19 protein-coding genes and 2 pseudogenes are annotated in these 18,818 nt (G+C 71.9%); 1 reads left to right on the top strand and 20 read right to left on the bottom strand.

Annotated elements, in window-relative coordinates:
- Positions 1-45: 45 nt before the first annotated feature.
- The 6 genes from rlmN to rpsB all read right to left on the bottom strand — a co-directional run bounded on the left by rlmN (position 46) and on the right by rpsB (position 6,067).
- Positions 46-1,155 carry a dual-specificity RNA methyltransferase RlmN gene (gene rlmN / locus J1792_RS21685; protein WP_086566011.1) on the bottom strand — a complete coding sequence of 370 codons (1,110 nt, stop codon included), beginning with the start codon at positions 1,153-1,155 and terminating at the stop codon, positions 46-48.
- A 244-nt stretch (positions 1,156-1,399) separates the two neighbouring features.
- Entirely contained in the window at positions 1,400-2,512 is a 1,113-nt protein-coding gene (locus J1792_RS21680; RefSeq protein WP_086566012.1) for a phosphatidate cytidylyltransferase, read from the bottom strand.
- Positions 2,512-3,069, bottom strand: coding sequence for a ribosome recycling factor (gene frr / locus J1792_RS21675; protein ID WP_086566041.1), 558 nt, complete (start codon positions 3,067-3,069; stop codon positions 2,512-2,514). Before frr ends, J1792_RS21680 begins: the two co-directional genes overlap by 1 nt.
- A 166-nt stretch (positions 3,070-3,235) precedes the next feature.
- On the bottom strand, positions 3,236-4,015 hold the full coding sequence (pyrH, locus tag J1792_RS21670; protein ID WP_086566013.1) for a UMP kinase: 780 nt from the start codon (positions 4,013-4,015) through the stop codon (positions 3,236-3,238).
- Between the two features lie 159 nt (positions 4,016-4,174).
- Positions 4,175-5,011: a translation elongation factor Ts gene (gene tsf, locus J1792_RS21665; RefSeq protein ID WP_086566014.1), complete on the bottom strand. Its 837-nt coding sequence runs from the start codon at positions 5,009-5,011 to the stop codon at positions 4,175-4,177.
- Positions 5,012-5,185: 174 nt separating this feature from the next.
- Complete coding sequence (gene rpsB, locus J1792_RS21660) at positions 5,186-6,067, bottom strand: 30S ribosomal protein S2 (RefSeq protein WP_086566015.1); 882 nt, start codon at positions 6,065-6,067, stop codon at positions 5,186-5,188.
- A gap of 238 nt (positions 6,068-6,305) precedes the next feature.
- Here rpsB and J1792_RS21655 point away from each other — a divergent pair.
- Positions 6,306-6,821: pseudogene (locus tag J1792_RS21655) on the top strand (peptidoglycan DD-metalloendopeptidase family protein); the annotation flags it as partial.
- 231 nt (positions 6,822-7,052) lie between these two features.
- Here J1792_RS21655 and J1792_RS21650 read toward each other — a convergent pair.
- From J1792_RS21650 to rimM, 14 genes and pseudogenes are all read right to left on the bottom strand, one after another.
- On the bottom strand, positions 7,053-7,610 hold the full coding sequence (locus J1792_RS21650) for a TetR/AcrR family transcriptional regulator (protein ID WP_086566016.1): 558 nt from the start codon (positions 7,608-7,610) through the stop codon (positions 7,053-7,055).
- 98 nt (positions 7,611-7,708) lie between these two features.
- On the bottom strand, positions 7,709-8,545 hold the full coding sequence (gene whiG, locus J1792_RS21645) for an RNA polymerase sigma factor WhiG (RefSeq protein WP_086566017.1): 837 nt from the start codon (positions 8,543-8,545) through the stop codon (positions 7,709-7,711).
- A gap of 233 nt (positions 8,546-8,778) precedes the next feature.
- Positions 8,779-9,960, bottom strand: coding sequence for a DNA-processing protein DprA (dprA, locus tag J1792_RS21640; RefSeq protein WP_086566018.1), 1,182 nt, complete (start codon positions 9,958-9,960; stop codon positions 8,779-8,781).
- Positions 9,957-11,570 (bottom strand): YifB family Mg chelatase-like AAA ATPase, encoded by a 1,614-nt coding sequence (locus tag J1792_RS21635; RefSeq protein ID WP_086566019.1) that lies wholly within the window; start codon positions 11,568-11,570, stop codon positions 9,957-9,959. The genes dprA and J1792_RS21635 overlap by 4 nt, the downstream gene beginning before the upstream one ends.
- Entirely contained in the window at positions 11,570-11,932 is a 363-nt protein-coding gene (locus J1792_RS21630) for a YraN family protein (RefSeq protein ID WP_086566020.1), read from the bottom strand. Before J1792_RS21630 ends, J1792_RS21635 begins: the two co-directional genes overlap by 1 nt.
- A gap of 132 nt (positions 11,933-12,064) precedes the next feature.
- Positions 12,065-12,373, bottom strand: a complete 309-nt coding sequence (locus J1792_RS21625; RefSeq protein WP_071965846.1) for a DUF2469 domain-containing protein — start codon at positions 12,371-12,373, stop codon at positions 12,065-12,067.
- Positions 12,374-12,412: 39 nt separating this feature from the next.
- On the bottom strand, positions 12,413-12,925 hold the full coding sequence (locus tag J1792_RS21620; protein WP_086566021.1) for an NUDIX hydrolase: 513 nt from the start codon (positions 12,923-12,925) through the stop codon (positions 12,413-12,415).
- Positions 12,918-13,661: a signal peptidase I gene (lepB, locus tag J1792_RS21615; protein ID WP_207248010.1), complete on the bottom strand. Its 744-nt coding sequence runs from the start codon at positions 13,659-13,661 to the stop codon at positions 12,918-12,920. Before lepB (J1792_RS21615) ends, J1792_RS21620 begins: the two co-directional genes overlap by 8 nt.
- Positions 13,662-13,769: 108 nt before the next feature.
- Positions 13,770-14,897, bottom strand: coding sequence for a signal peptidase I (gene lepB, locus J1792_RS21610; RefSeq protein WP_207248009.1), 1,128 nt, complete (start codon positions 14,895-14,897; stop codon positions 13,770-13,772).
- Positions 14,788-16,013, bottom strand: a pseudogene (gene lepB / locus J1792_RS21605) (signal peptidase I). Before lepB (J1792_RS21605) ends, lepB (J1792_RS21610) begins: the two are co-directional and overlap by 110 nt.
- Complete coding sequence (lepB, locus tag J1792_RS21600; RefSeq protein WP_086566023.1) at positions 16,006-16,842, bottom strand: signal peptidase I; 837 nt, start codon at positions 16,840-16,842, stop codon at positions 16,006-16,008. Before lepB (J1792_RS21600) ends, lepB (J1792_RS21605) begins: the two are co-directional and overlap by 8 nt.
- A gap of 44 nt (positions 16,843-16,886) precedes the next feature.
- The gene (gene rplS, locus J1792_RS21595) at positions 16,887-17,237 is read right to left on the bottom strand and encodes a 50S ribosomal protein L19 (protein WP_086566024.1); all 351 of its coding nucleotides are present in this window, start codon (positions 17,235-17,237) and stop codon (positions 16,887-16,889) included.
- Positions 17,238-17,367: 130 nt separating this feature from the next.
- Entirely contained in the window at positions 17,368-18,177 is an 810-nt protein-coding gene (gene trmD, locus J1792_RS21590; RefSeq protein ID WP_086566025.1) for a tRNA (guanosine(37)-N1)-methyltransferase TrmD, read from the bottom strand.
- The gene (gene rimM, locus J1792_RS21585; protein WP_086566026.1) at positions 18,177-18,773 is read right to left on the bottom strand and encodes a ribosome maturation factor RimM; all 597 of its coding nucleotides are present in this window, start codon (positions 18,771-18,773) and stop codon (positions 18,177-18,179) included. The genes trmD and rimM overlap by 1 nt, the downstream gene beginning before the upstream one ends.
- Positions 18,774-18,818: the final 45 nt, after the last annotated feature.

The following is an 18,818-nucleotide window of genomic DNA, read 5'->3' as shown; positions in this document are numbered from 1 at the left end:
ATTTGTGCGAATGGTCGCTTGTGCGAGTGGTGCAGGGGGACAGTATCAGCGCTCGGTCGCGGCCAGCTGTCCGCACGCCCCGTCGATCTCCTGGCCACGGGTGTCCCGCACGGTCACGGGCACGCCGTGCGCGGCGATCGCCTCGACGAAGGCGCGCTCGTCCTCCGGACGGGAGGCTGTCCACTTGGAGCCCGGGGTGGGGTTGAGCGGGATGAGGTTGACGTGCACCCGCTTGCCCTTGAGGAGCCGGCCGAGCAGGTCACCGCGCCACGCCTGGTCGTTGATGTCCCGGATCAGGGCGTACTCGATGGAGATCCGGCGGCCGGACTTCTCGGCGTACTCCCACGCGGCGTCGAGGACCTCGCGGACCTTCCAGCGGGTGTTGACGGGCACGAGGGTGTCGCGCAGCTCGTCGTCGGGGGCGTGCAGCGAGACCGCCAGGCGGCACTTGAAGCCCTCGTCGGCGAAGCGGTGCATCGCCGGGACCAGGCCGACGGTGGAGACGGTGATGCCGCGCTGGGAGAGCCCCAGGCCGTCCGGCTCGGGGTCGGTGAGCCGGCGGATGGCGCCGACGACGCGCTTGTAGTTCGCCAGCGGCTCGCCCATGCCCATGAAGACGATGTTGGACAGGCGGGCGGGGCCGCCCGGCACCTCGCCGTCACGCAGGGCGCGCATGCCGTCCACGATCTGGTGGACGATCTCGGCGGTGGACAGGTTGCGGTCCAGGCCCGCCTGGCCGGTGGCGCAGAACGGGCAGTTCATGCCGCAGCCGGCCTGGGAGCTGATGCACATGGTGACCCGGTCGGGGTAGCGCATGAGCACGGACTCGACGAGCTTGCCGTCGTGCAGGCGCCACAGGGTCTTGCGGGTGGTGTCGTCGTCGCACGAGATGTGCCGCACCACGCTCATCAGGTCCGGCAGCAGCTCGCCCGCGAGCTTCTCCCGGGCGGCGGCCGGGATGTCCGTCCACTGGGCCGGATCATGGGCGTAGCGGGCGAAGTAGTGCTGGGACAGCTGCTTGGCGCGGAACGGCTTCTCGCCGATCGCGGCGACGGCCTCGCGGCGCTCGGCCGGGCTGAGGTCGGCGAGGTGGCGCGGGGGCAGCTTGGCCCCGCGGGGGGCGACGAACGTCAGTTCTCCAGGCGCGGGGGCCATGAGCAGGAACTCCTCATTGCGACGATGGCGGATGATCTCCGCTGTCGCGGAGCCAGCGGCATGACATGCCGGAACCCGGAGATCTCACAGGGGCACCCCCGCGGACGCGGGGCCGGAAAAGGGCCCGCCGCGCACGACGAGCCCTTCCAGGGTACCTGGCACGAATCCAGGTCGATTCGATCAAGATCGAATCCGGATCGACCCAGGCGGATCGATCCAGGCGGATCGGTCTAGGCGGATCGGTCTAGGCGGAGCCGACGAACGCCACCATCAGCAGCCACACCACCGGAGCGGTCGGCAGCAGGGAGTCCAGCCGGTCCATGATCCCGCCATGGCCGGGCAGCAGGGCGCCCATGTCCTTGATGCCCAGGTCCCGCTTGATCATCGACTCGCCGAGGTCGCCCAGCGTGGCGCTGATCGCGACCGCGAAGCCCAGCAGCAGGCCCTGCCACCACACTCCGTCGTCGATCAGGAACTGCATGCACAGCGCGCCCGCCACCATCGCGAACGCCACCGCGCCGACCAGGCCCTCGCGGGTCTTGCCGGGGCTGATGCGCGGGGCGAGCTTGTGCCTGCCGAAGCGCCAGCCCACCGCGTACGCACCCGTGTCGCTGACGACCGTCAGGATCAGGAACGTCAGCACCCGCCAGGCGCCGTCGCCCGCCGCCAGCATCAGGGCCACGAACGTGGCCAGGAACGGCACGTAGAACGCCGCGAAGATGCCCGCCGTGACGTCCTTGAGGTAGTCGTCCGGCGGCTCCGTCATGCGCCATACGAGCACGGCGAGCGCGGTGAAGGCCATGGCCACCCACGCGCCCTCGGCGCCGCCCACATAGCCCGCGACGATCATCGCGGCGCCACCGATCGCCAGCGGCACCAGGGGAGCCCTGATGGCCTTGCGCTCGGCCAGCCGGGAGGTCAGCTCCCACAGCCCGACCACCACGGCGACGACGATCACGCCGAGGAAGACGGGCTTGTAGATGAACAGGGAGGCGAGGATCACCGCGCCGAGGCCGACACCGACCCCTATCGCGGCACGCAGATCCCGGCCCGCGCTCTTCTTCGCCTTGGGCCCCTGGGGGCTGGAAGGCTCCTGCGGCCGGATGTCGGGCTCCTGTTCATCGCGGAAGAGAGGGCCGCCGATGTGGGCGGCCCCCTGCTCACGGTCGGCTCCGTCGTCCTGGTGTCCGCCTGCTCCGGGCACAATGGGCATGGGCCGAGTCTGCGCCGCGGCACCCGCCTCGTGCACAGGACCCGCCGATGGGGGCGCCTCCCGGCGGTAGCCGGGGGCGGGTACCTGATCGGTGGACCCCCAGTGTCCGGCGCGTGGCGGGGCTCCCCAGGATGCGTCGTTCATCAGACCTCGAGCAGCTCGGCTTCCTTGTGCTTGAGCAGCTCGTCCACCTGCGCGACGTACTTCGCGGTGGTGTCGTCGAGCTCCTTCTCCGCGCGGCGCACCTCGTCCTCGCCGGACTCCTTGTCCTTGACGAGCTTGTCGAGGAGGTCCTTGGCCTTGCGGCGGACGGAGCGGATCGAGACCTTGGCGTCCTCGGCCTTGGTCTTGGCGACCTTGACGTAGTCCCTGCGACGCTGCTCGGTCAGCTCCGGGAACGTCACCCGGATGATGTTGCCGTCGTTGCTCGGGTTGACGCCGAGGTCGGAGTCGCGGATGGCCTGCTCGATGTTGCGCAGCGCGCTCTTGTCGAACGGGGTCACCACGGCCATGCGCGGCTCGGGCACCGAGAACGACGCCAGCTGGTTGATGGGCGTCAGCGCGCCGTAGTAGTCCGCAACGATCTTGTTGAACATCGCCGGGTGCGCACGCCCGGTGCGGATCGCCGCGAAGTCCTCCTTGGCGACCACAACGGCCTTCTCCATCTTCTCCTCGGCCTCGAGGAGGATCTCTTCGATCACCACTTGCTCCTGGTGTTATCAGTAAGCAGAGCCTCGCCCCTGCGCGCGTCTTCTCCTGCACGGTGTCCGACCGGCAGGCAGTTGTCCATCCCCGTGCCGAGGTCTTCCCATGGCACGGAGTTGCCGTCCGTCGTCTTTCGGTGAGACGCGGACGGCGTACGGGCTCTCAGTCCCGCGTGCCCTGGTCGCTCACGAGCGTGCCGATCTTCTCACCCTTGACGGCGCGAGCAATGTTGCCCTCGGCGAGCAGCTCGAAGACCAGGATCGGCACCTTGTTGTCCATGCACAGGCTGATGGCGGTGGCGTCGGCGACCTTCAGGCCGCGGGCGAGCACCTCGCCGTACTCCAGGGCGTCGAACTTCACCGCGTCGGGGTTCTTCTTCGGGTCGGAGTCGTAGACCCCGTCGACGCCGTTCTTGCCCATGAGGATCGCCTCGGCGTGGATCTCCAGGGCGCGCTGGGCGGCGGTGGTGTCGGTGGAGAAGTAGGGCATGCCCATGCCCGCGCCGAAGATCACGACGCGGCCCTTCTCCAGGTGGCGCACGGCGCGCAGCGGAATGAACGGCTCGGCGACCTGGCCCATGGTGATGCCGGTCTGCACCCGCGTCTCGACGCCTTCCTTGGACAGGAAGTCCTGGAGGGCGAGGCTGTTCATCACGGTGCCGAGCATGCCCATGTAGTCCGAGCGCGCGCGGTCCATGCCGCGCTGCTGCAGCTCGGCGCCGCGGAAGAAGTTGCCGCCGCCGATGACGACGGCGATCTCGTAGCCCTCGCGGACCACGGCCGCGATCTCACGGGCGATGGCGTGCACGACATCGGGGTCGACACCGAGCCCGCCGCCGCCGGCGAAGGCCTCACCTGACAGTTTCAGCAGGAACCGACGCCGCTTGCCGGACTCGGCGCTGGTGTCGTGGGTGGCCTGCTTGGCGTCCGCGCCCTGGTTCATTGCGTTCTCCTCGTGCACATACGAAGAAGGCCATTGCCGGATGGATCCTTTCGGTTCCCTCTGCGGCAATGGCCTCCTCGTCACATCAGCGGCCGGCCGGTGGACGGTCGGCTGCGTACGACCCTAGCGGGTCGCGGGTCATTCGCTGCTGCCGACGGCTCAGGCGCCGACGCGGATGCGGGCGAAGCGCTTCAGCGTGACACCGGCCTCGTCCAGAACCTTCTGGACGGTCTTCTTGTTGTCCTTGGCGAAGGGCTGGTCCAGCAGGACCTGCTCCTTGAAGAAGCCGGTGACGCGACCCTCGACGATCTTCGGCAGGGCGGCCTCGGGCTTGCCCTCCTCGCGAGCGGTGGCCTCGGCCACGCGACGCTCGTTCTCCACGACGTCGGCCGGGATGGCGTCACGGTTGAGGAACTTCGGCGCGAAGGCGGCGATGTGCTGCGCGACGTCCTTGGCGACCTCGGCGTTGGCCTTGTCCAGCTCGACCAGCACGCCGACCTGCGGGGGCAGGTCCGCGGCGGTGCGGTGCATGTAGGCGAAGACCTGGCCGTCGGCGAACTGCGCGAAGCGGTCCACGACGATCTTCTCACCGAGGGTGGCGTTGGCCTCGTCCACGAACGCCTGGACGGTCTTGCCGGCCTCGATCTCGGAGGCCATCAGGGCCTCGACGTCGGCCGGAGCGCTCTTGGCGATGTGGGCGGCCAGGGCCTCGGCGACGGCGATGAACTTCTCACCCTTGGCGACGAAGTCGGTCTCGCACTTCAGCTCGACGATGACACCGGAGGTGTTGTCGTCGGCGATGACGGAGACGACGGCGCCGTTCTCGGTGGTGCGGCTCTCGCGCTTGGCCACGCCCTTCAGGCCCTTGACGCGGACGATCTCGACGGCCTTCTCGAGGTTGCCCTCGGCCTCGTCGAGCGCCTTCTTGCAGTCCATCATGCCGGCGCCGGTGAGCTCGCGGAGCTTCTTGACGTCAGCGGCGGTGAAGTTCGCCATCCTTCAATCCTTCTTCTGCACTACGCCTTGCCGCGGCTTTCGGCGTCATCGGCAAGGCTGGTCCGTCTTGAGGTCACCACAGCTGCCGGTCCCCGTCCCGCTGACGGGGTCCGACAGTGGATCCACCAGGCGACGGCGGGAGCGAGGGCCCCCGCCGTCCGGTACGGCAGGGCGTCAGGCCTGCTCGGCGTCCGCCGGCTTCTCGGCCTCGGCCTCGGCCTCGGCCGGAGCCTCGACAGCAGCCTCGGCAGCGGCCTCGGCCGGCTTCTCGTCGGCCTTCTTCTCGCCCTCGAGCAGGTCGCGCTCCCACTCGGCCAGCGGCTCGCCGGCGGCCTTGTCGGCCTTCGCGTCACCGGTGGCGGCACCGGAGCGGGCGATGAGGCCCTCGGCGACGGCGTCGGCGATCACGCGGGTGAGCAGGGTGACGGAGCGGATGGCGTCGTCGTTGCCCGGGATCTTGTAGTCGACCTCGTCGGGGTCGCAGTTGGTGTCGAGGATCGCGACGACCGGGATGCGCAGCTTGCGCGCCTCACCGACGGCGATGTGCTCCTTCTTGGTGTCCACGATCCAGACGGCGCTGGGCACCTTCTGCATCTCGCGGATACCGCCGAGGGTCTTCTCGAGCTTGGCCTTCTCGCGGGAGAGGACCAGGAGCTCCTTCTTGGTGAGGCCGGAGGCGGCCACATCCTCGAAGTCGATGAGCTCGAGCTCCTTCAGGCGCTGCAGGCGCTTGTAGACGGTCGAGAAGTTGGTGAGCATGCCGCCCAGCCAGCGCTGGTTGACGTAGGGCATGCCGACGCGCGTCGCCTGCTCGGCGATGGCCTCCTGGGCCTGCTTCTTCGTACCGACGAACATGATGGAGCCGCCGTGCGCGACGGTCTCCTTGACGAACTCGTAGGCGCGGTCGATGTACGACAGCGACTGGAGCAGGTCGATGATGTAGATGCCGTTGCGCTCCGTGAAGATGAAACGCTTCATCTTCGGGTTCCAACGACGGGTCTGGTGACCGAAGTGGACGCCGCTCTCCAGCAGCTCCCGCATCGTGACGACGGCCATGGCCGCGCTCCTTGAAATACTCGGTTCCACGACGGCCGGGCGGCCGCCGCTCCTGACGCCCCGACGCGCCTGCCGTGGACGGATCCCTTGCGAGAAGCCGTACACGGACCGAGAGACACGGCCACCGGGCTGCCCGAGTGGGTCTGACGCGCCAGTGGCGGGGCGTGCGAAGTCGACCCGGTGACCCGGATCGCCAAGAGAAGTGTACGGGACCGGAGAACCGCCGGGTGACGGCGTTATGCACAACCGGCGAGTAGTCCACAGATCACCGCCAAGATCCCCACGGCCCGGCGAACTCCGTCACCGTTGCGCCATGCGACGACTGGGCTCGGCCGTGCGGGCGCTCGCGCTCTGCGCCCTCGCGGTCCTCATCCATTGGTGTACGTCCGCCCCCGCGGTTGCCGGCCCCGGCCCGAGGGGTCCGGACGGTGACCGTGCGTGGCCGGTGGCCGGGGCGGCGGGCGCGCGGCGGCCGCCGGTCCTGCGCGCCTGGGAGCCGCCCCCGGCACCCTGGGCGGCCGGCCACCGGGGCGTGGACCTACGGGCGGCGGCGTACCGGCCGGTACGGGCCGCGGCGGCGGGGACCGTCTCCTTCGCGGGCACGGTGGCCGGGCGCGGGGTGCTGGTGGTCGAGCTGGCCGGGACGGGCAGCCCGCCGCTGCGCACGACGTACGAGCCGGTGCGGGCCTCGGTGCGCGAGGGGGCGCGGGTGGCGGCCGGCGAGGTGGTGGGGGCACTGGAGACGGGCCCGTTCCACTGCCCGGGCGGCTGCCTCCACTGGGGACTGCGGCGCGGGGAGGCCTACCTGGACCCGCTCAGCCTGCTGCCGCGGTGGATGCTGCGAGGCGGGCCGTCCCGGCTCCTGCCGCTCACCGGCCCGCTGGGGGCCGGCCCGCCGGGGTCGGGGCCACCGGGGCCTGGGCCGCTCGGGGCTGGTCCGCCGGTGTCCGGTCCGCTCGGGTCCGGGCCGCCCGGCCCGCCGGGGTCAGCCCTGGACGCCGCGCAGGGCCATGGCGACGGCGGCCTCGGTGATCCGGTCCGGCTCCTCGGCGGCGCCGAGCTCGATGCGGCGGACGGCGGCGTCGACCACGCCCTGCAGCAGCATGGCGGTCAGCCGGGGCTGCTCGTGGCCGAGGGTCATCAGAGCCTCGACGACCATGGCGATCAGCCCGCCGTGGGCGGCGCGGATCTTCTCGCGGGCGCCCGGGTCGAGCTCTCCGGCGGAGATGGCGACGACGGCGCGGTGCCGGCGGTCGCCGACGAGCGCCAGCTGCTGCCGTACATACGCCTCGATCTTGCCCTCGGGGGTGTCCGACCCCTCCATCGCGGCCTCGACCTCCGCCGCCCAGACGGGGAAGTCCACGGCGCACAGTTCTTCGACGACGGCCGCGCGCGAGCGGAAGTACTCGTAGACCGAGGACCGCGCGAGTCCCGTGCGCTCGGCGAGGGCGGGGAAGGTCAGCGCCTCCGTACCGCCTTCGGACAGCAATGAGCGGGCGGCGTCCAAGAGGGCGTCGCGCTGCATCGTCCGGTGCTCGGCCACTGAGGCCGCTCGAATCCTGGGCACGGACCCACTTTACGGACCGGGCCCGCCGGGGACGACGGTGGAGGGACGATTCGACGAAGGGAACCGCGCGCGGCTCAGCGGCCGACGTCCGCCAGTTTGGCCCTCAGCTGGAGGACCGACTTGGTGTGGATCTGGCTCACCCTGCTTTCCGTGACGCCGAGGACGTGACCGATCTCGGCGAGGGTGAGGCCCTCGTAGTAGTAGAGGGTGACGACGGTCTTCTCCCGGTCGGGCAGGGTGTTGATCGCGCGGGCGAGAAGCCGGCGCAGCTCGTGGTCCTCGGCGACCTCGACGGGGTCGTCGGCCGCGGTGTCCTCGAGGGTGTCCATCAGGCTCAGCCGGTCGCCGCCCTCGCCGCCGGAGTACAGCAGCTCCTCCAGCGCCACCACGTTGGCCAGCGACAACTGGCTGAAGACCGCGTGCAGTTCCTCGAGCGAGATCTCCATCTCCGCGGCCACCTCGGCCTCGGAGGGGGTGCGGCGCAGCGCGGCCTCCAGGGTGGCGTACGCACGCTCGACGGCGCGCGCCTTCTGCCGGACCGAGCGGGGGATCCAGTCCAGGGCCCGCAGCTCGTCGATCATGGCGCCCCGGATGCGGGTGATGGCGTAGGTCTCGAACTTGATGGAGCGGGACGGGTCGAACTTCTCGATGGCGTCGATGAGGCCGAAGATCCCGGAGGAGACGAAGTCGGCCTGCTCGACATTGGGCGGCAGGCCGACGCTGACCCGCCCGGCCACGTACTTCACCAGGGGTGAGTAATGAAGGATCAGTTGTTCCCGCAGCCGGTCGTCGCCCGAGGCCTTGTACGACCGCCACAGCTCGTCGAGCGTCGTGGGTGCGGGAGGGCGCACGGCGCCGCGCGCTGCGGGTGGTGCCGCCGCATGGTCGGACCCGGAGGTGTGCTGGGGCATTCGTCGTTCTGAGCCGTTCTGCTGTGACGTGGACCGGTTGGTACGAATGGATGGAATCCCGTGAGCGTAGCGTGACCGGAGCACTGCGGTGAGCGAGGAGACTCCTTTGATGGACGCGGCCGTGTCCCGCCGTGCTCCGAGTGACGGCCGCCGGGGCGCCCGGCGGCCCCGCGGAGCCCGCCGTATCGGCCGCCGCGGTCACCGCCTTAACCCTTTCACCCGATCACCCCAGGTCAAGCACCGCCTCGCCGCACAGGGGGGCGCCGTCCGGGGGGCTTGGTGGTGCCGGATGTTGACGCCGCGTCAGCCAGCCGCCAGAGATCGCCCCGCCGTTCCACGAATCCCAGCGCCTGAAGTTCGTACAGGCTGGCGAGCGTCCGCTCGCGGCCCATCCCGGCGTTTCGTGCGACGATCGCGGCGTCCCCGCCGTCACGTCCGGGGACGGCCTCCAGCGCCCGCAGCGCCACCGGCTCCAGCAGATCCCGGGGCACCACCGGGCCGCGCCGCTCGGGAGCCAGCTCGCCGATGCCGCCCACGAGCTCGGCGATCTCGTCGGCGTCGGTCACCACACAGGCCCCCTCGCGCAGCAGTTCGTGCACCCCCGCCGAGAGGCCGGACGTGACCGGGCCGGGCACCCCCATCGTCTGCCGCCCCAGCTGCCGCGCCCGGCGCGCCGTGACCAGCGACCCGCTGCGGTACTCGGCCTCCACGACCACCGTCCCCCGCGTCAATGCCGCGATGACGCGGTTGCGGAGCACGAAGCGGCTGCGCGTGGGATGCCCGCCCGGCGGCAATTCCGCCAGCACCAGCCCCTGTTCCGTGATCCGGTCGATCAACTCGGTGTGCCCGCGCGGATAGGGCACGTCCACCCCGGAGGCCAGCACCGCCACCGTCGCCCCGCCCACGGCGAGCGCCCCGCGGTGCGCCGCCCCGTCGACCCCGTACGCGGCACCCGAGACCACCACCCAGCCGCGCTCCGCCAGCCCCGAGCCGAGCAGGGCGGCCACGTAGGAGCCGTAGTCGGTGCAGGCGCGGGCGCCCACCACGGCGACGGACCGCAGCGCCCACAGCCGGAGGCTGGGGCTGCCGCGCACCCACAGCCCGATGGGCCGGGCGTCCCCCAGGTCGTCAAGCTGCCCCGGCCACTCGGCGTCGCCCGGGCACAGGAAGCGGCCGCCTATCCGCTCCACGGCCGCCAGGTCGGCGCCCGGGTCGAGCGTCGCGGCCCGCGCCCGGCACCCGGCGATCCGGTCCGCCCGGGCCCCGGCCGGCGGCGGCCCGGCCCCGGTCAGCCCCCGCACCAGCGCCACCGGCCCCATCTGCCGCAGCCACCGCCCCACGCGCTCGTCCCCGGGCTCGGTCAGCCCGGTCAGCGCGGCCCGCGCGAGCCTCTCCTCCGGGCCGGGCGCGCTCACGGCCGGCCTCCGGCGCCGACCACGCCGCGCAGCACGCCCGTGCGCAGCTCCAGCGCGTGGACGACGTCCTCGGCACCGGGCCGGTCGCGCCCGGCGAGGTCCGCCACCGTCCACGCCACGCGCAGCACCCGGTCCAGCCCCCGGGCCGTCAGCAGCCCCCGCTCCATGTCCCCTTCGGCCTCCGCCAGCGCCTCGGGCTCGGCTCTCCAGCGGGTGCGCAGCTCGTGCCCGGGGACCTCGCTGTTGGTGTGCCAGGGCGTGCCCGCGTACCGGGCGGCGGCCCGCTCCCGGGCCTCGCGCACCCGGGCCGCGACGACGGCGCTGTTCTCGGCCGCCGCGCCGGCGCCGGTCAGTTCCGAACGGGAGACCGGCTCGACGCGCACTCTCAGGTCCACCCGGTCCATCAGCGGCCCGGACAGCCGGCTCAGGTAGCGCCTGACCGCCTGCGGCGGGCACTGGCAGCCCTCGCCGGTCATGCCGTGCCGGCCACAGGGGCAGGGGTTCGCGGCGAGCACCAGCAGGAAGGCGGCGGGCAGCCGCATCATCCCGCCCGAGCGGGCCACCACCACATGCCCCGACTCCAGCGGCTGGCGCAGAGCGTCCAGCACCCGTCCGGAGAACTCGGGAGCCTCGTCCATGAACAGCACCCCTCGATGCGCCAGCGAGACCGCTCCCGGCCGGGGCAGCCCCGATCCGCCACCGACGAGCGAAGGCATGGACGCCGAGTGGTGGGGCGCGCAGTAGGGCGCGCGGTCGATCAGGGGTTGCCCGGCGGGCAGGACTCCGGCCACCGAATGAACCGCCGTTACCTCCAGGGACTCCTGGGGCGTGAGAGGCGGCAGCAGCCCCGGCAGCCGCTCGGCCAGGAGCGTCTTGCCGGCCCCCGGCGGGCCCAGGAAGTAGAGGTGGTGCCGCCCGGCGGCCGCCACCTCCAGCGCGCGGCGGGCCCTGGCCTGCCCGGCGACCTCGGCCAGGTCGGGAAGCCGCTCGCCGTACCGGTCCCCGGCCGGTGGGGCCGTGCCCGGCAGGGCCAGCCCCGCCAGCATCGGATCGGGCCGGCCCTCCACCGGCGGGACCTCGTCCTCCTCGGGCACCGGCTCGTCCGTCAGCACCGCGATCAGCTGCCGCAGGCTGCGCACCCCCAGGACCGAGACCCCCGGCACCAGCGCCGCCTCCGCCGCCGTGCGCTCGGGCACCACGACCTGGCGGTACCCGGCGTCGGCGGCGGCGAGGACCGCGGGGAGCACCCCGCGCACCGGGCGGACCCGGCCGTCCAGGCCCAGCTCGCCGATCATCACCAGATCGGCGATCGCGCGGGGGTCGAGGCGCTCCGCCGCGCCCAGCACCGCGCAGGCCACGGCCAGGTCGAAGCCGCTGCCGCCCTTGGGCACGGAGGCCGGGCTCAGGCCCACGGTCAGCTTCTTCTGCGGCCACTCGGCGCCCGAGTTCACCAGCGCCGCCCGGACCCGGTCACGGCTCTCGCTCAGGCTCTTGTCCGGCAGCCCCACCAGGGTGAACGCCGCGACTCCCGGCTCAAGGTCCGCCTGGACCTCGACGACCACGCCCTCGACACCCACCAGCGCCACCGAGCACGTACGGGCGAAGCCCATCACGCCACCCCCCTGACGTGCTCCACCACGGGGGCGCCCCGCCCGGGGACGACCACGCCCACCAGGTCGATGCGCACCCCGCCCGCCGGCGGCGCGCCGCCGTGCCGCTCCAGCCAGCGGCCGGCGAGCAGGCGCAGCCGGCCGGCCTTGCCCGCCCGGACCGCGGCCATGGGATGTTCGAAAAGGCCCTCGCGCCGGGCCTTCACCTCGCAGATGACCAGGGTGTCGCCGTCCGCGGCCACGATGTCGATCTCGCCGTCCCGGCACCGCCAGTTGCGGGCCAGCAGCGTCATCCCGGCCTCGGCCAGCCGACGCGCGGCCAGGTCCTCCCCGTACCTTCCGAGTCCCCCTCGGGCGTTCATCGGCACCACCTCCGGTGCCGACTATGAAGCCCCCGCCGCCCCCTGTTGGATCTTGGTGGATAACCGACCGGTTGTGGAAAACCCCGCCACCCGAACGAGCAGTTCAGGCACCCACGAGGCCCGGCCCCCGCCTCACGTCCCCGGAAGGTCGAGATCGCTCTTGTTGAGCTCCTCGATGTTCACGTCCTTGAACGTGAGCACCCGCACCTGCTTCACGAAGCGGGCCGGGCGGTACATGTCCCACACCCACGCGTCCGCCATCGAGACCTCGAAGAAGACCTCGCCCTGGACGGAGTGCACCTGCATCTCGTAGTCGTTGGTGAGGTAGAAGCGCCGCTCGGTTTCGATCACGTATTTGAACAGACCGACGACGTCGCGGTACTCCCGGTAGAGCTTCAGCTCCATCTCGGTCTCGTACTTCTCGAGGTCCTCGGCGCTCATGGCATGTTCCCCTTCAGCCGTGCGTCCCCCCATTGTGCGTCAGGCGCGCTCAGTCTCCAGGAGCACGGGCGTACTAGGGGGCCCCTCGTCGAGCAGCGTACGCAGCAGCTCGGCGAGCCTGTTCGGATACACCGTCTCATGGGCCGCGAGGAGTTCCTCGCAGGTCCACCACCGCAGCCCGCTGGTACTGCGGCGTTCCAGCTCCGTGTGCCCGCCGGTGCGCAGGGCGGGTTCCCGCTGCCGGGTGCGGGCCAGGAAGTAGCGCTCGTCCTGGTCCCAGCGCCGTCCGGCGAAGGGGAAGGAGCACGTCCGCAGCCACAGCACCGGGCCCAGTTCGATCTCTGTGATCCCGGTCTCCTCGGCCACCTCCCGATGGGCCGCCTCCTCCCAGCTCTCGTCGCCCTCGAGGCCGCCGCCCGGGGTGAACCACCAGGTCACCGAGGGGTCGTCGGGCTCGAAGCCATGGATGAGCAGCACCCGGTCGTCGGGGTCGAGCAGGATCACCCGCGCCGCCCGGCGCGGGGCCGTGCCCTCCCCGGCCGGTTCAGCCATGGGGCACCGCCACCTTCCCGCGGCCCGCCGACCGCCGGGCCAGCGGTCCGTACGCCGCACCTCCCAGGATGAGCACGGCGCCCGCGATCACGCACGTGACCATCAGGGGCAGCGGCCCGGGACGGGAGGTGCCGCCGGGCAGGTCGCCGAAGGCGCCGGGCCGGTCGATCATGCCCCAGCCGGCCATCGGCCAGGCCGTGGCGTCCACCCGCGCCCGGACGGCGTCGCGCGGGACCGCGCTTTGGCCGCCGTCGGCCAGGTGGGTGCGGGAGTCCACCGAGTCGGTGCGGTGGTCGCCGAGGAGGAAGAGCCGGCCCTCCGGCACGGTGGCGGTGAAGGGGGTGGGCGAGGCCGGGCCGTCCGCCGGGGCCAGATAGGGCTCCTCCAGCGGCTTGCCGTTGATCATCAGGCGGCCCTGCCGGTCGCAGCACTCGATCCGGTCCCCGCCGGTGCCCACGACCCGCTTGATCATGGGCATGTTGCCCCAGACCTTGTCCTGGAAGACGACGACGTCCCCGCGGCGCACGGCGTCGCCGTGCACGCGCTGGGCGAGGACCCGGTCGCCGACGGAGATCGTGGGGGCCATCGAGTCGGTGGGGACGGTGTACGGCCGGTACTGCACGGCGGCCCAGGCGAAGCCGCCTATGAAGAGGGCCAGTCCGAGGGCCACGGCCAGCCCGGACAGCGCTCTGCCCGTGCGGCTCTGGCCGTCCCCGTCACATCCCGCTGTGCTCATCGCGTCGCGCCCCCGCGTCAGGACCACGGGGCCGACGCCTCGTGGAAGATCGGATTCCGCATGCCCTGGGGCACGGAATCGCACACTACCCGGGGGTACGGCCGCCAGTCAGCCCCTCCGGCCGGCCCGAATGCCCCGCGTACCGGCCCGAACGACCCGCTCACCGGCCGCGGCCGCGCGCACGGTCTCACCGGCCTCGGCGGCGCGCGCGATCCGGCGCCGGCGCCACAGCACCACCGGCAGCGCACCCACCAGCCCGAGCGCCGGCGGCACGGCGGCACCCGCCGCGTTCAGCCCCGGCTGGTCGAAGGTCTTGGGCACCGACAGGAAGTCGAGCCGGTTCAGCGGCCAGGCGACGGCGACCGCGCGGCCGACGACGTCGTCCTCCGGGACCGTGCCCTGGAACTTGTCGCCCTCCATGTGCCAGCGCGAGTCGAGGGAGTCCTGGCGGTGGTCGCCCATCACCCAGATCCGGCCCTCGGGCACCTTGACCGGGCCGAACGGCTTGTCGCTGCAGGGAGTGTTGCCGGGGTAGATGTACGGCTCGTCCAGCGGCTTGCCGTTGACGACCACCGGCTGGTTGTCGCCCTTGCACTCCACGGTGTCCCCGCCGGTGGCGATGACCCGCTTGATCAGGTCCTTCTCCTCGGCCGAGGGCATCAGACCGACGAAGCTGAGCACCTTCTGGATGCCGCCGCCGATCGGTCCGTTGTTCGCGGCGGGGGTCTCGCCGAGCCAGCCGCCGGGATCGTGGAAGACCACGACCTCGCCCCGCTCGGGTTTCGACCCGAACCACGGCGTCAGCTTGTCCACCAGCACCCGGTCGCCGCGCTGGAGGGTGTTCTGCATCGAATCGGAGGGGATCGAGAAGGCCTGCACCAGGAACGTCTTGATCACCAGCGCGAGCAGCAGGGCGATGCCGATGAGGAGCGGCAGCTCCTTCCAGAAGGAGCGCGACCTCGAGGGCTCGCGCCGGGCCGGCTCCGGATCCGCTCCGGGGCCGGGCGGCTGCCGGCCGTCACTCCGGCCGGCGTCCGTGCGCGGCGCCTCGTCCGGGTTTCCGGGGTCCGCCGGGGGGCGGACTCCCGGGTCGTCGCCGGCCGGGGGGCCGGCCTCGGCCCGCGGCTCAGGCCGGCCGCCGGGGTTCCGGGGCGTCTCCCCCGGGTGTCCCTCGTCCCCGGGCCGCCTCTCGGGCTCGCCGTGACCGGACCGCGCGCCGACCGCCAAGTCCCCCACATCCACTCCTCACTCCACACCGCCGCCTGCCGCATTTGTGACGCAGGCCCACCACTCCCCTAACGAGCGGAAGTTCCACAGGGGTCGGGAGTCGGGTCAATCCATCGCGATCCGTGAGGACACGCTATGCACCGGTTCGTCCCCGTACGCACCCCTGCCCGGCGCGTCGAATTCACCCGATTCGCCCCTTCGTGAGGTGCCGCGCGAGGCGCTGCGGGAGGTGCGGGAGATACGGGAGGTGCAAGCGACCGTCGGCTACAGCCGTCGCCAGTGCCCGAACGGCCAGGCGATGACCGCCGCACGGCCCACCACCAGGTCCTCGCCGACCGTGCCGCGTCCCGGCTCGCTCAGGTGGTAGCGGGAATCGGCCGAATCGGAGCGGTGGTCGCCCATGACGAAAAGCCGGCCCGGCGGCACCTTCACCTCGAACGTCAGCTTCGAGGGCGCGTCGCCGGGATGGACGTACGGCTCCTCGAGCGGCTTTCCGTTGACCGTGACCTTGCCGTCCTTGTCGCAGCACTTGACCGTGTCGCCGCCGACCCCGATCACGCGCTTGATCAGATCCCGCTCGTCGGCGGACGGCAGCAGCCCGATGAACGTCAGGGCCTGCTTCGCCTGCTTGATCCCCACCGGGTCCGGCCCGCCGGAGTACGTCTGGTCCCCGTCCAGCCAGCCGCCCGGGTCCTTGAAGACCACCACGTCCCCGCGCTCCGGCCGGGTGCCGAACCACGGCGTCAGCTTGTCGACGAGCACCCGGTCGCCGATCCGGATGGTCTGCTCCATCGAGCCGGACGGAATCACGAACGCCTGTACGAGAAACGTCTTGAGGACCAGGGCGATCAGCAGCGCCACACCTATGAGGACGGGCACCTCCTTGATCACGGACCTGCGCCGCCGGCGCTTCAGCCGCTGGGCGGCCTTCCGCCGCTCGGCGCGGCCGCCGGTCACCGGCGGCGCGGCGCCGGACCCCGCCGGAGCACCAGCTTCCGCCTCCGCTTCCACCGGCCCCGCGTAGCCGCCCGCGCCCGTCGTACGCTCACCCGTACGCATGCGCCCGTCCGGGGCCGCCCGCCCGGCCAGGGCCGTACGCCCGCTGGGGCGCCCGCGGCTACCCATGCGGGCCGCCGCCGTGGCCCGCCGCGCCGCCCGCACCCGGATCGGGTACGTCCGCGAAGGCACCGGCCCGTTTCAGCGAGGTCATACGGCCCATCGGCCAGCCGATCCAGTCGGCCCGCCCCAGGACGCGGCCCACCGGAACGGTGCCGCCACCGGGCTCGCCCAAATGGTCACGTGAATCACGGGAGTCACTGCGATGGTCACCCATGACCCATAGCTTGCCCTCCGGCACCACGATGTCGAACGGCACCTGCGAAGGCGAGTCGCCCGGGTAGAGGTATTCCTCGAGCACCGGATGGCCGTTGACCTCGAGCCGGCCGGCGCGGTCGCAGCACCGGACCCGGTCGCCGCCGACGCCCACCACCCGCTTGATGTAGTCGCTCCGCGCGGACCTCATGAGCCCCACGGACGACGCGCCCTCGCGCACCAGCGCGCGCACCGCGTTCTCCTCGGGCGCGCCCTGGGTGAAGGAGTCGGTGCCGTCGAAGACGATCACGTCGCCGCGCCGGGGCTCGTCCCCGAAGCGGTAGGCGAGCTTGTTGACCAGAACCCGGTCGCCGACCGCGAGGGTGTTCCTCATCGATCCGCTGGGAATCACGAAGGGCTGCACGACATAGCTGCTGACCAGAAGCAGGAAGATCATGCAGGTGAACAGCAGCAGCCCGGCCCGGCGCAGCGGCCCGCCGTCGGTCAGCCACCGCCGGGCGCGGTCCCAGGAGCGCGCGACGGCCGGAAAACGCGCGGAGCGCGACCCCTGCCCCCGGCCCTGTACGGGGCCGGAAGAGCGGTCGCGCTCCGGAAGCTGTGCGAGCTGTTCGTCGGTGTCCATCGGCCGAGAGCCTATCCGGCCCGGCCGGGACGCCGGCGGAAAGCTTACTTGTCGCGCTTCTCCTTGATCTTCGCGGCCTTGCCGCGGAGCTCACGGAGGTAGTACAGCTTGGCGCGACGGACGTCACCGCGGGTGATGAGCTCGACCTTCTCGAAGATCGGGCTGTGCACCGGGAAGGTGCGCTCGACGCCGACGGAGAAGGAGACCTTGCGGACCGTGAAGGTCTCGCTGACGCCCGCGCCCTGGCGGCGGATGACGACACCCTTGAACTGCTGGATGCGGGAGCGGTTGCCCTCGATGACGCGAACGTGGACGTTCACGGTGTCGCCGGGGCGGAAGGCCGGGAGGTCGGTGCGCAGGGAAGCGGCGTCGACGCCGGAAAGCAGGGTGGACATAAATGTCTGCTTCCTCGCTGATGCCACAGGTCATCAGCGGAATCGTGCTGAAGGATGGGGTGCTGCCGAAACACCGGGCGGACGTCGTTCCCCCTGTGGCAGGGGCGTGCGCCGGACGCAAGGCAACGGCTTATTCTTCCACGTCCTCGGCCACTCGCCCAAATCGGCCGTGTTCGCCCGGGGCCCAGCCCAGGATCGAGAGCATCTCGCGGTCCTTCTTGTCGAACGCCGCCGGGTCGGCGCGCTCGATCAGGTCCGGCCGGTTGCCGGTCGTCCGCCGGAACGCCTCGTCCCGGCGCCAGCGGGCGATCTTGCCGTGGTGGCCGCTGAGCAGGACGTCCGGAATGCCCCGGCCGCGCCACTCCGGCGGCTTGGTGTAGACGGGGCCCTCGAGCAGGTCGGCCATGGCTCCGGGGGCGAACGAGTCGTCGCGGTGCGACTCGGCGTTGCCGAGGACTCCGGGCAGCAGCCGGGCGATGGCCTCGACCATGACCAGCACCGGGGCCTCGCCGCCGGCGAGCACGTAGTCGCCGATGGACACCTCGCGGACGTCGCACCGCTCGGCGTACTCCTCGATGACGCGCCGGTCGATGCCCTCGTAGCGGGCGGGGGTGAAGACCAGCCACGGCTTCTCGGAGAGCTCGACGGCGAGCTCCTGGGTGAAGGGGCGCCCGCTCGGGGTGGGCACCACGATCGTGGGCAGCCCCTCGCCCGACTCGACGACCGCGTCGAGGGCCTCGCCCCACGGCTCCGGCTTCATGACCATGCCAGGTCCGCCGCCGTACGGGGTGTCGTCGACGGTGTTGTGCTTGTCGTGCGTCCAGTCGCGCAGGTCGTGGATGCGGACGTCCAGCTGTCCGCGGGCCCGGGCCTTGCCGACCAGGGAGACGTTCAGCGGCTCGAGGTACTCGGGGAAGATCGTGACGACGTCGAGGCGCATCAGGCGTCGCCCTCCGCGCTCTTGTCGCCCTCGCCCTGCTGAGCCTCGCCCTGCTGGGCGTCGCGGGAGCTCGCGACCTCGGCCTCGTCGGCGTCGATCAGCCCGCGCGGCGGGTCGATGACGGCCACCTGGCCGTCGAGGTCGATCTTCGTGACGATCTCGGAGACGAAGGGGATCATCACCTCGCTGCCGTCGGGCCGCTCGACGATGAACAGGTCCTGCGACGGCAGGTGGGAGATCTCCGTGATCCGGCCGACGGCCGTTCCGTCGACGGTGACGACGTCGAGGTCCATCAGCTGGTGGTCGTAGAACTCCTCGGGGTCCTCGGGAGTCTCCTCCGGGTCCACCTCGGCGATCAGCAGGGTGTTGCGCAGCGCCTCGGCGGCGGTGCGGTCGCCGACGCCCGCGAAGCGCAGCAGCAGCCGGCCGCTGTGCACCCGGCCGGTCTCGATGGTCAGCGGCCCCACGCCCGCGGGGTCCGTGGCCAGCACGGCGCCCGGACCGAGCCGCAGCTCGGGCTCGTCCGTACGCACCTCAACGGTGACCTCGCCCTTGATGCCGTGGGCGCGGCCGATCCTGCCAACTACGAGCTGCACAGTCTCAATCCTTCTCGCATGTTCTTCGATGCACGCGGTCGTGCG

This window comes from Streptomyces triculaminicus (genome assembly GCF_017349075.1).
In the GTDB taxonomy this organism is placed as follows: domain Bacteria; phylum Actinomycetota; class Actinomycetes; order Streptomycetales; family Streptomycetaceae; genus Streptomyces; species Streptomyces triculaminicus.
This window is presented reverse-complemented; position numbering and strand designations above follow the sequence as displayed.

Coding starts and splice junctions, on each gene's coding strand:
- rlmN (WP_086566011.1), bottom strand. CDS start 1,155: ATGGCCCCCGCGCCTGGAGAACTGACGTTCGTCGCCCCCCGCGGGGCC.
- J1792_RS21680 (WP_086566012.1), bottom strand. CDS start 2,512: ATGAACGACGCATCCTGGGGAGCCCCGCCACGCGCCGGACACTGGGGG.
- pyrH (WP_086566013.1), bottom strand. CDS start 4,015: ATGAACCAGGGCGCGGACGCCAAGCAGGCCACCCACGACACCAGCGCC.
- tsf (WP_086566014.1), bottom strand. CDS start 5,011: ATGGCGAACTTCACCGCCGCTGACGTCAAGAAGCTCCGCGAGCTCACC.
- rpsB (WP_086566015.1), bottom strand. CDS start 6,067: ATGGCCGTCGTCACGATGCGGGAGCTGCTGGAGAGCGGCGTCCACTTC.
- whiG (WP_086566017.1), bottom strand. CDS start 8,545: ATGCCCCAGCACACCTCCGGGTCCGACCATGCGGCGGCACCACCCGCA.
- J1792_RS21635 (WP_086566019.1), bottom strand. CDS start 11,570: ATGGGCTTCGCCCGTACGTGCTCGGTGGCGCTGGTGGGTGTCGAGGGC.
- J1792_RS21630 (WP_086566020.1), bottom strand. CDS start 11,932: ATGAACGCCCGAGGGGGACTCGGAAGGTACGGGGAGGACCTGGCCGCG.
- J1792_RS21625 (WP_071965846.1), bottom strand. CDS start 12,373: ATGAGCGCCGAGGACCTCGAGAAGTACGAGACCGAGATGGAGCTGAAG.
- J1792_RS21620 (WP_086566021.1), bottom strand. CDS start 12,925: ATGGCTGAACCGGCCGGGGAGGGCACGGCCCCGCGCCGGGCGGCGCGG.
- lepB (WP_207248010.1), bottom strand. CDS start 13,661: ATGAGCACAGCGGGATGTGACGGGGACGGCCAGAGCCGCACGGGCAGA.
- lepB (WP_086566023.1), bottom strand. CDS start 16,842: ATGGACACCGACGAACAGCTCGCACAGCTTCCGGAGCGCGACCGCTCT.
- rplS (WP_086566024.1), bottom strand. CDS start 17,237: ATGTCCACCCTGCTTTCCGGCGTCGACGCCGCTTCCCTGCGCACCGAC.
- trmD (WP_086566025.1), bottom strand. CDS start 18,177: ATGCGCCTCGACGTCGTCACGATCTTCCCCGAGTACCTCGAGCCGCTG.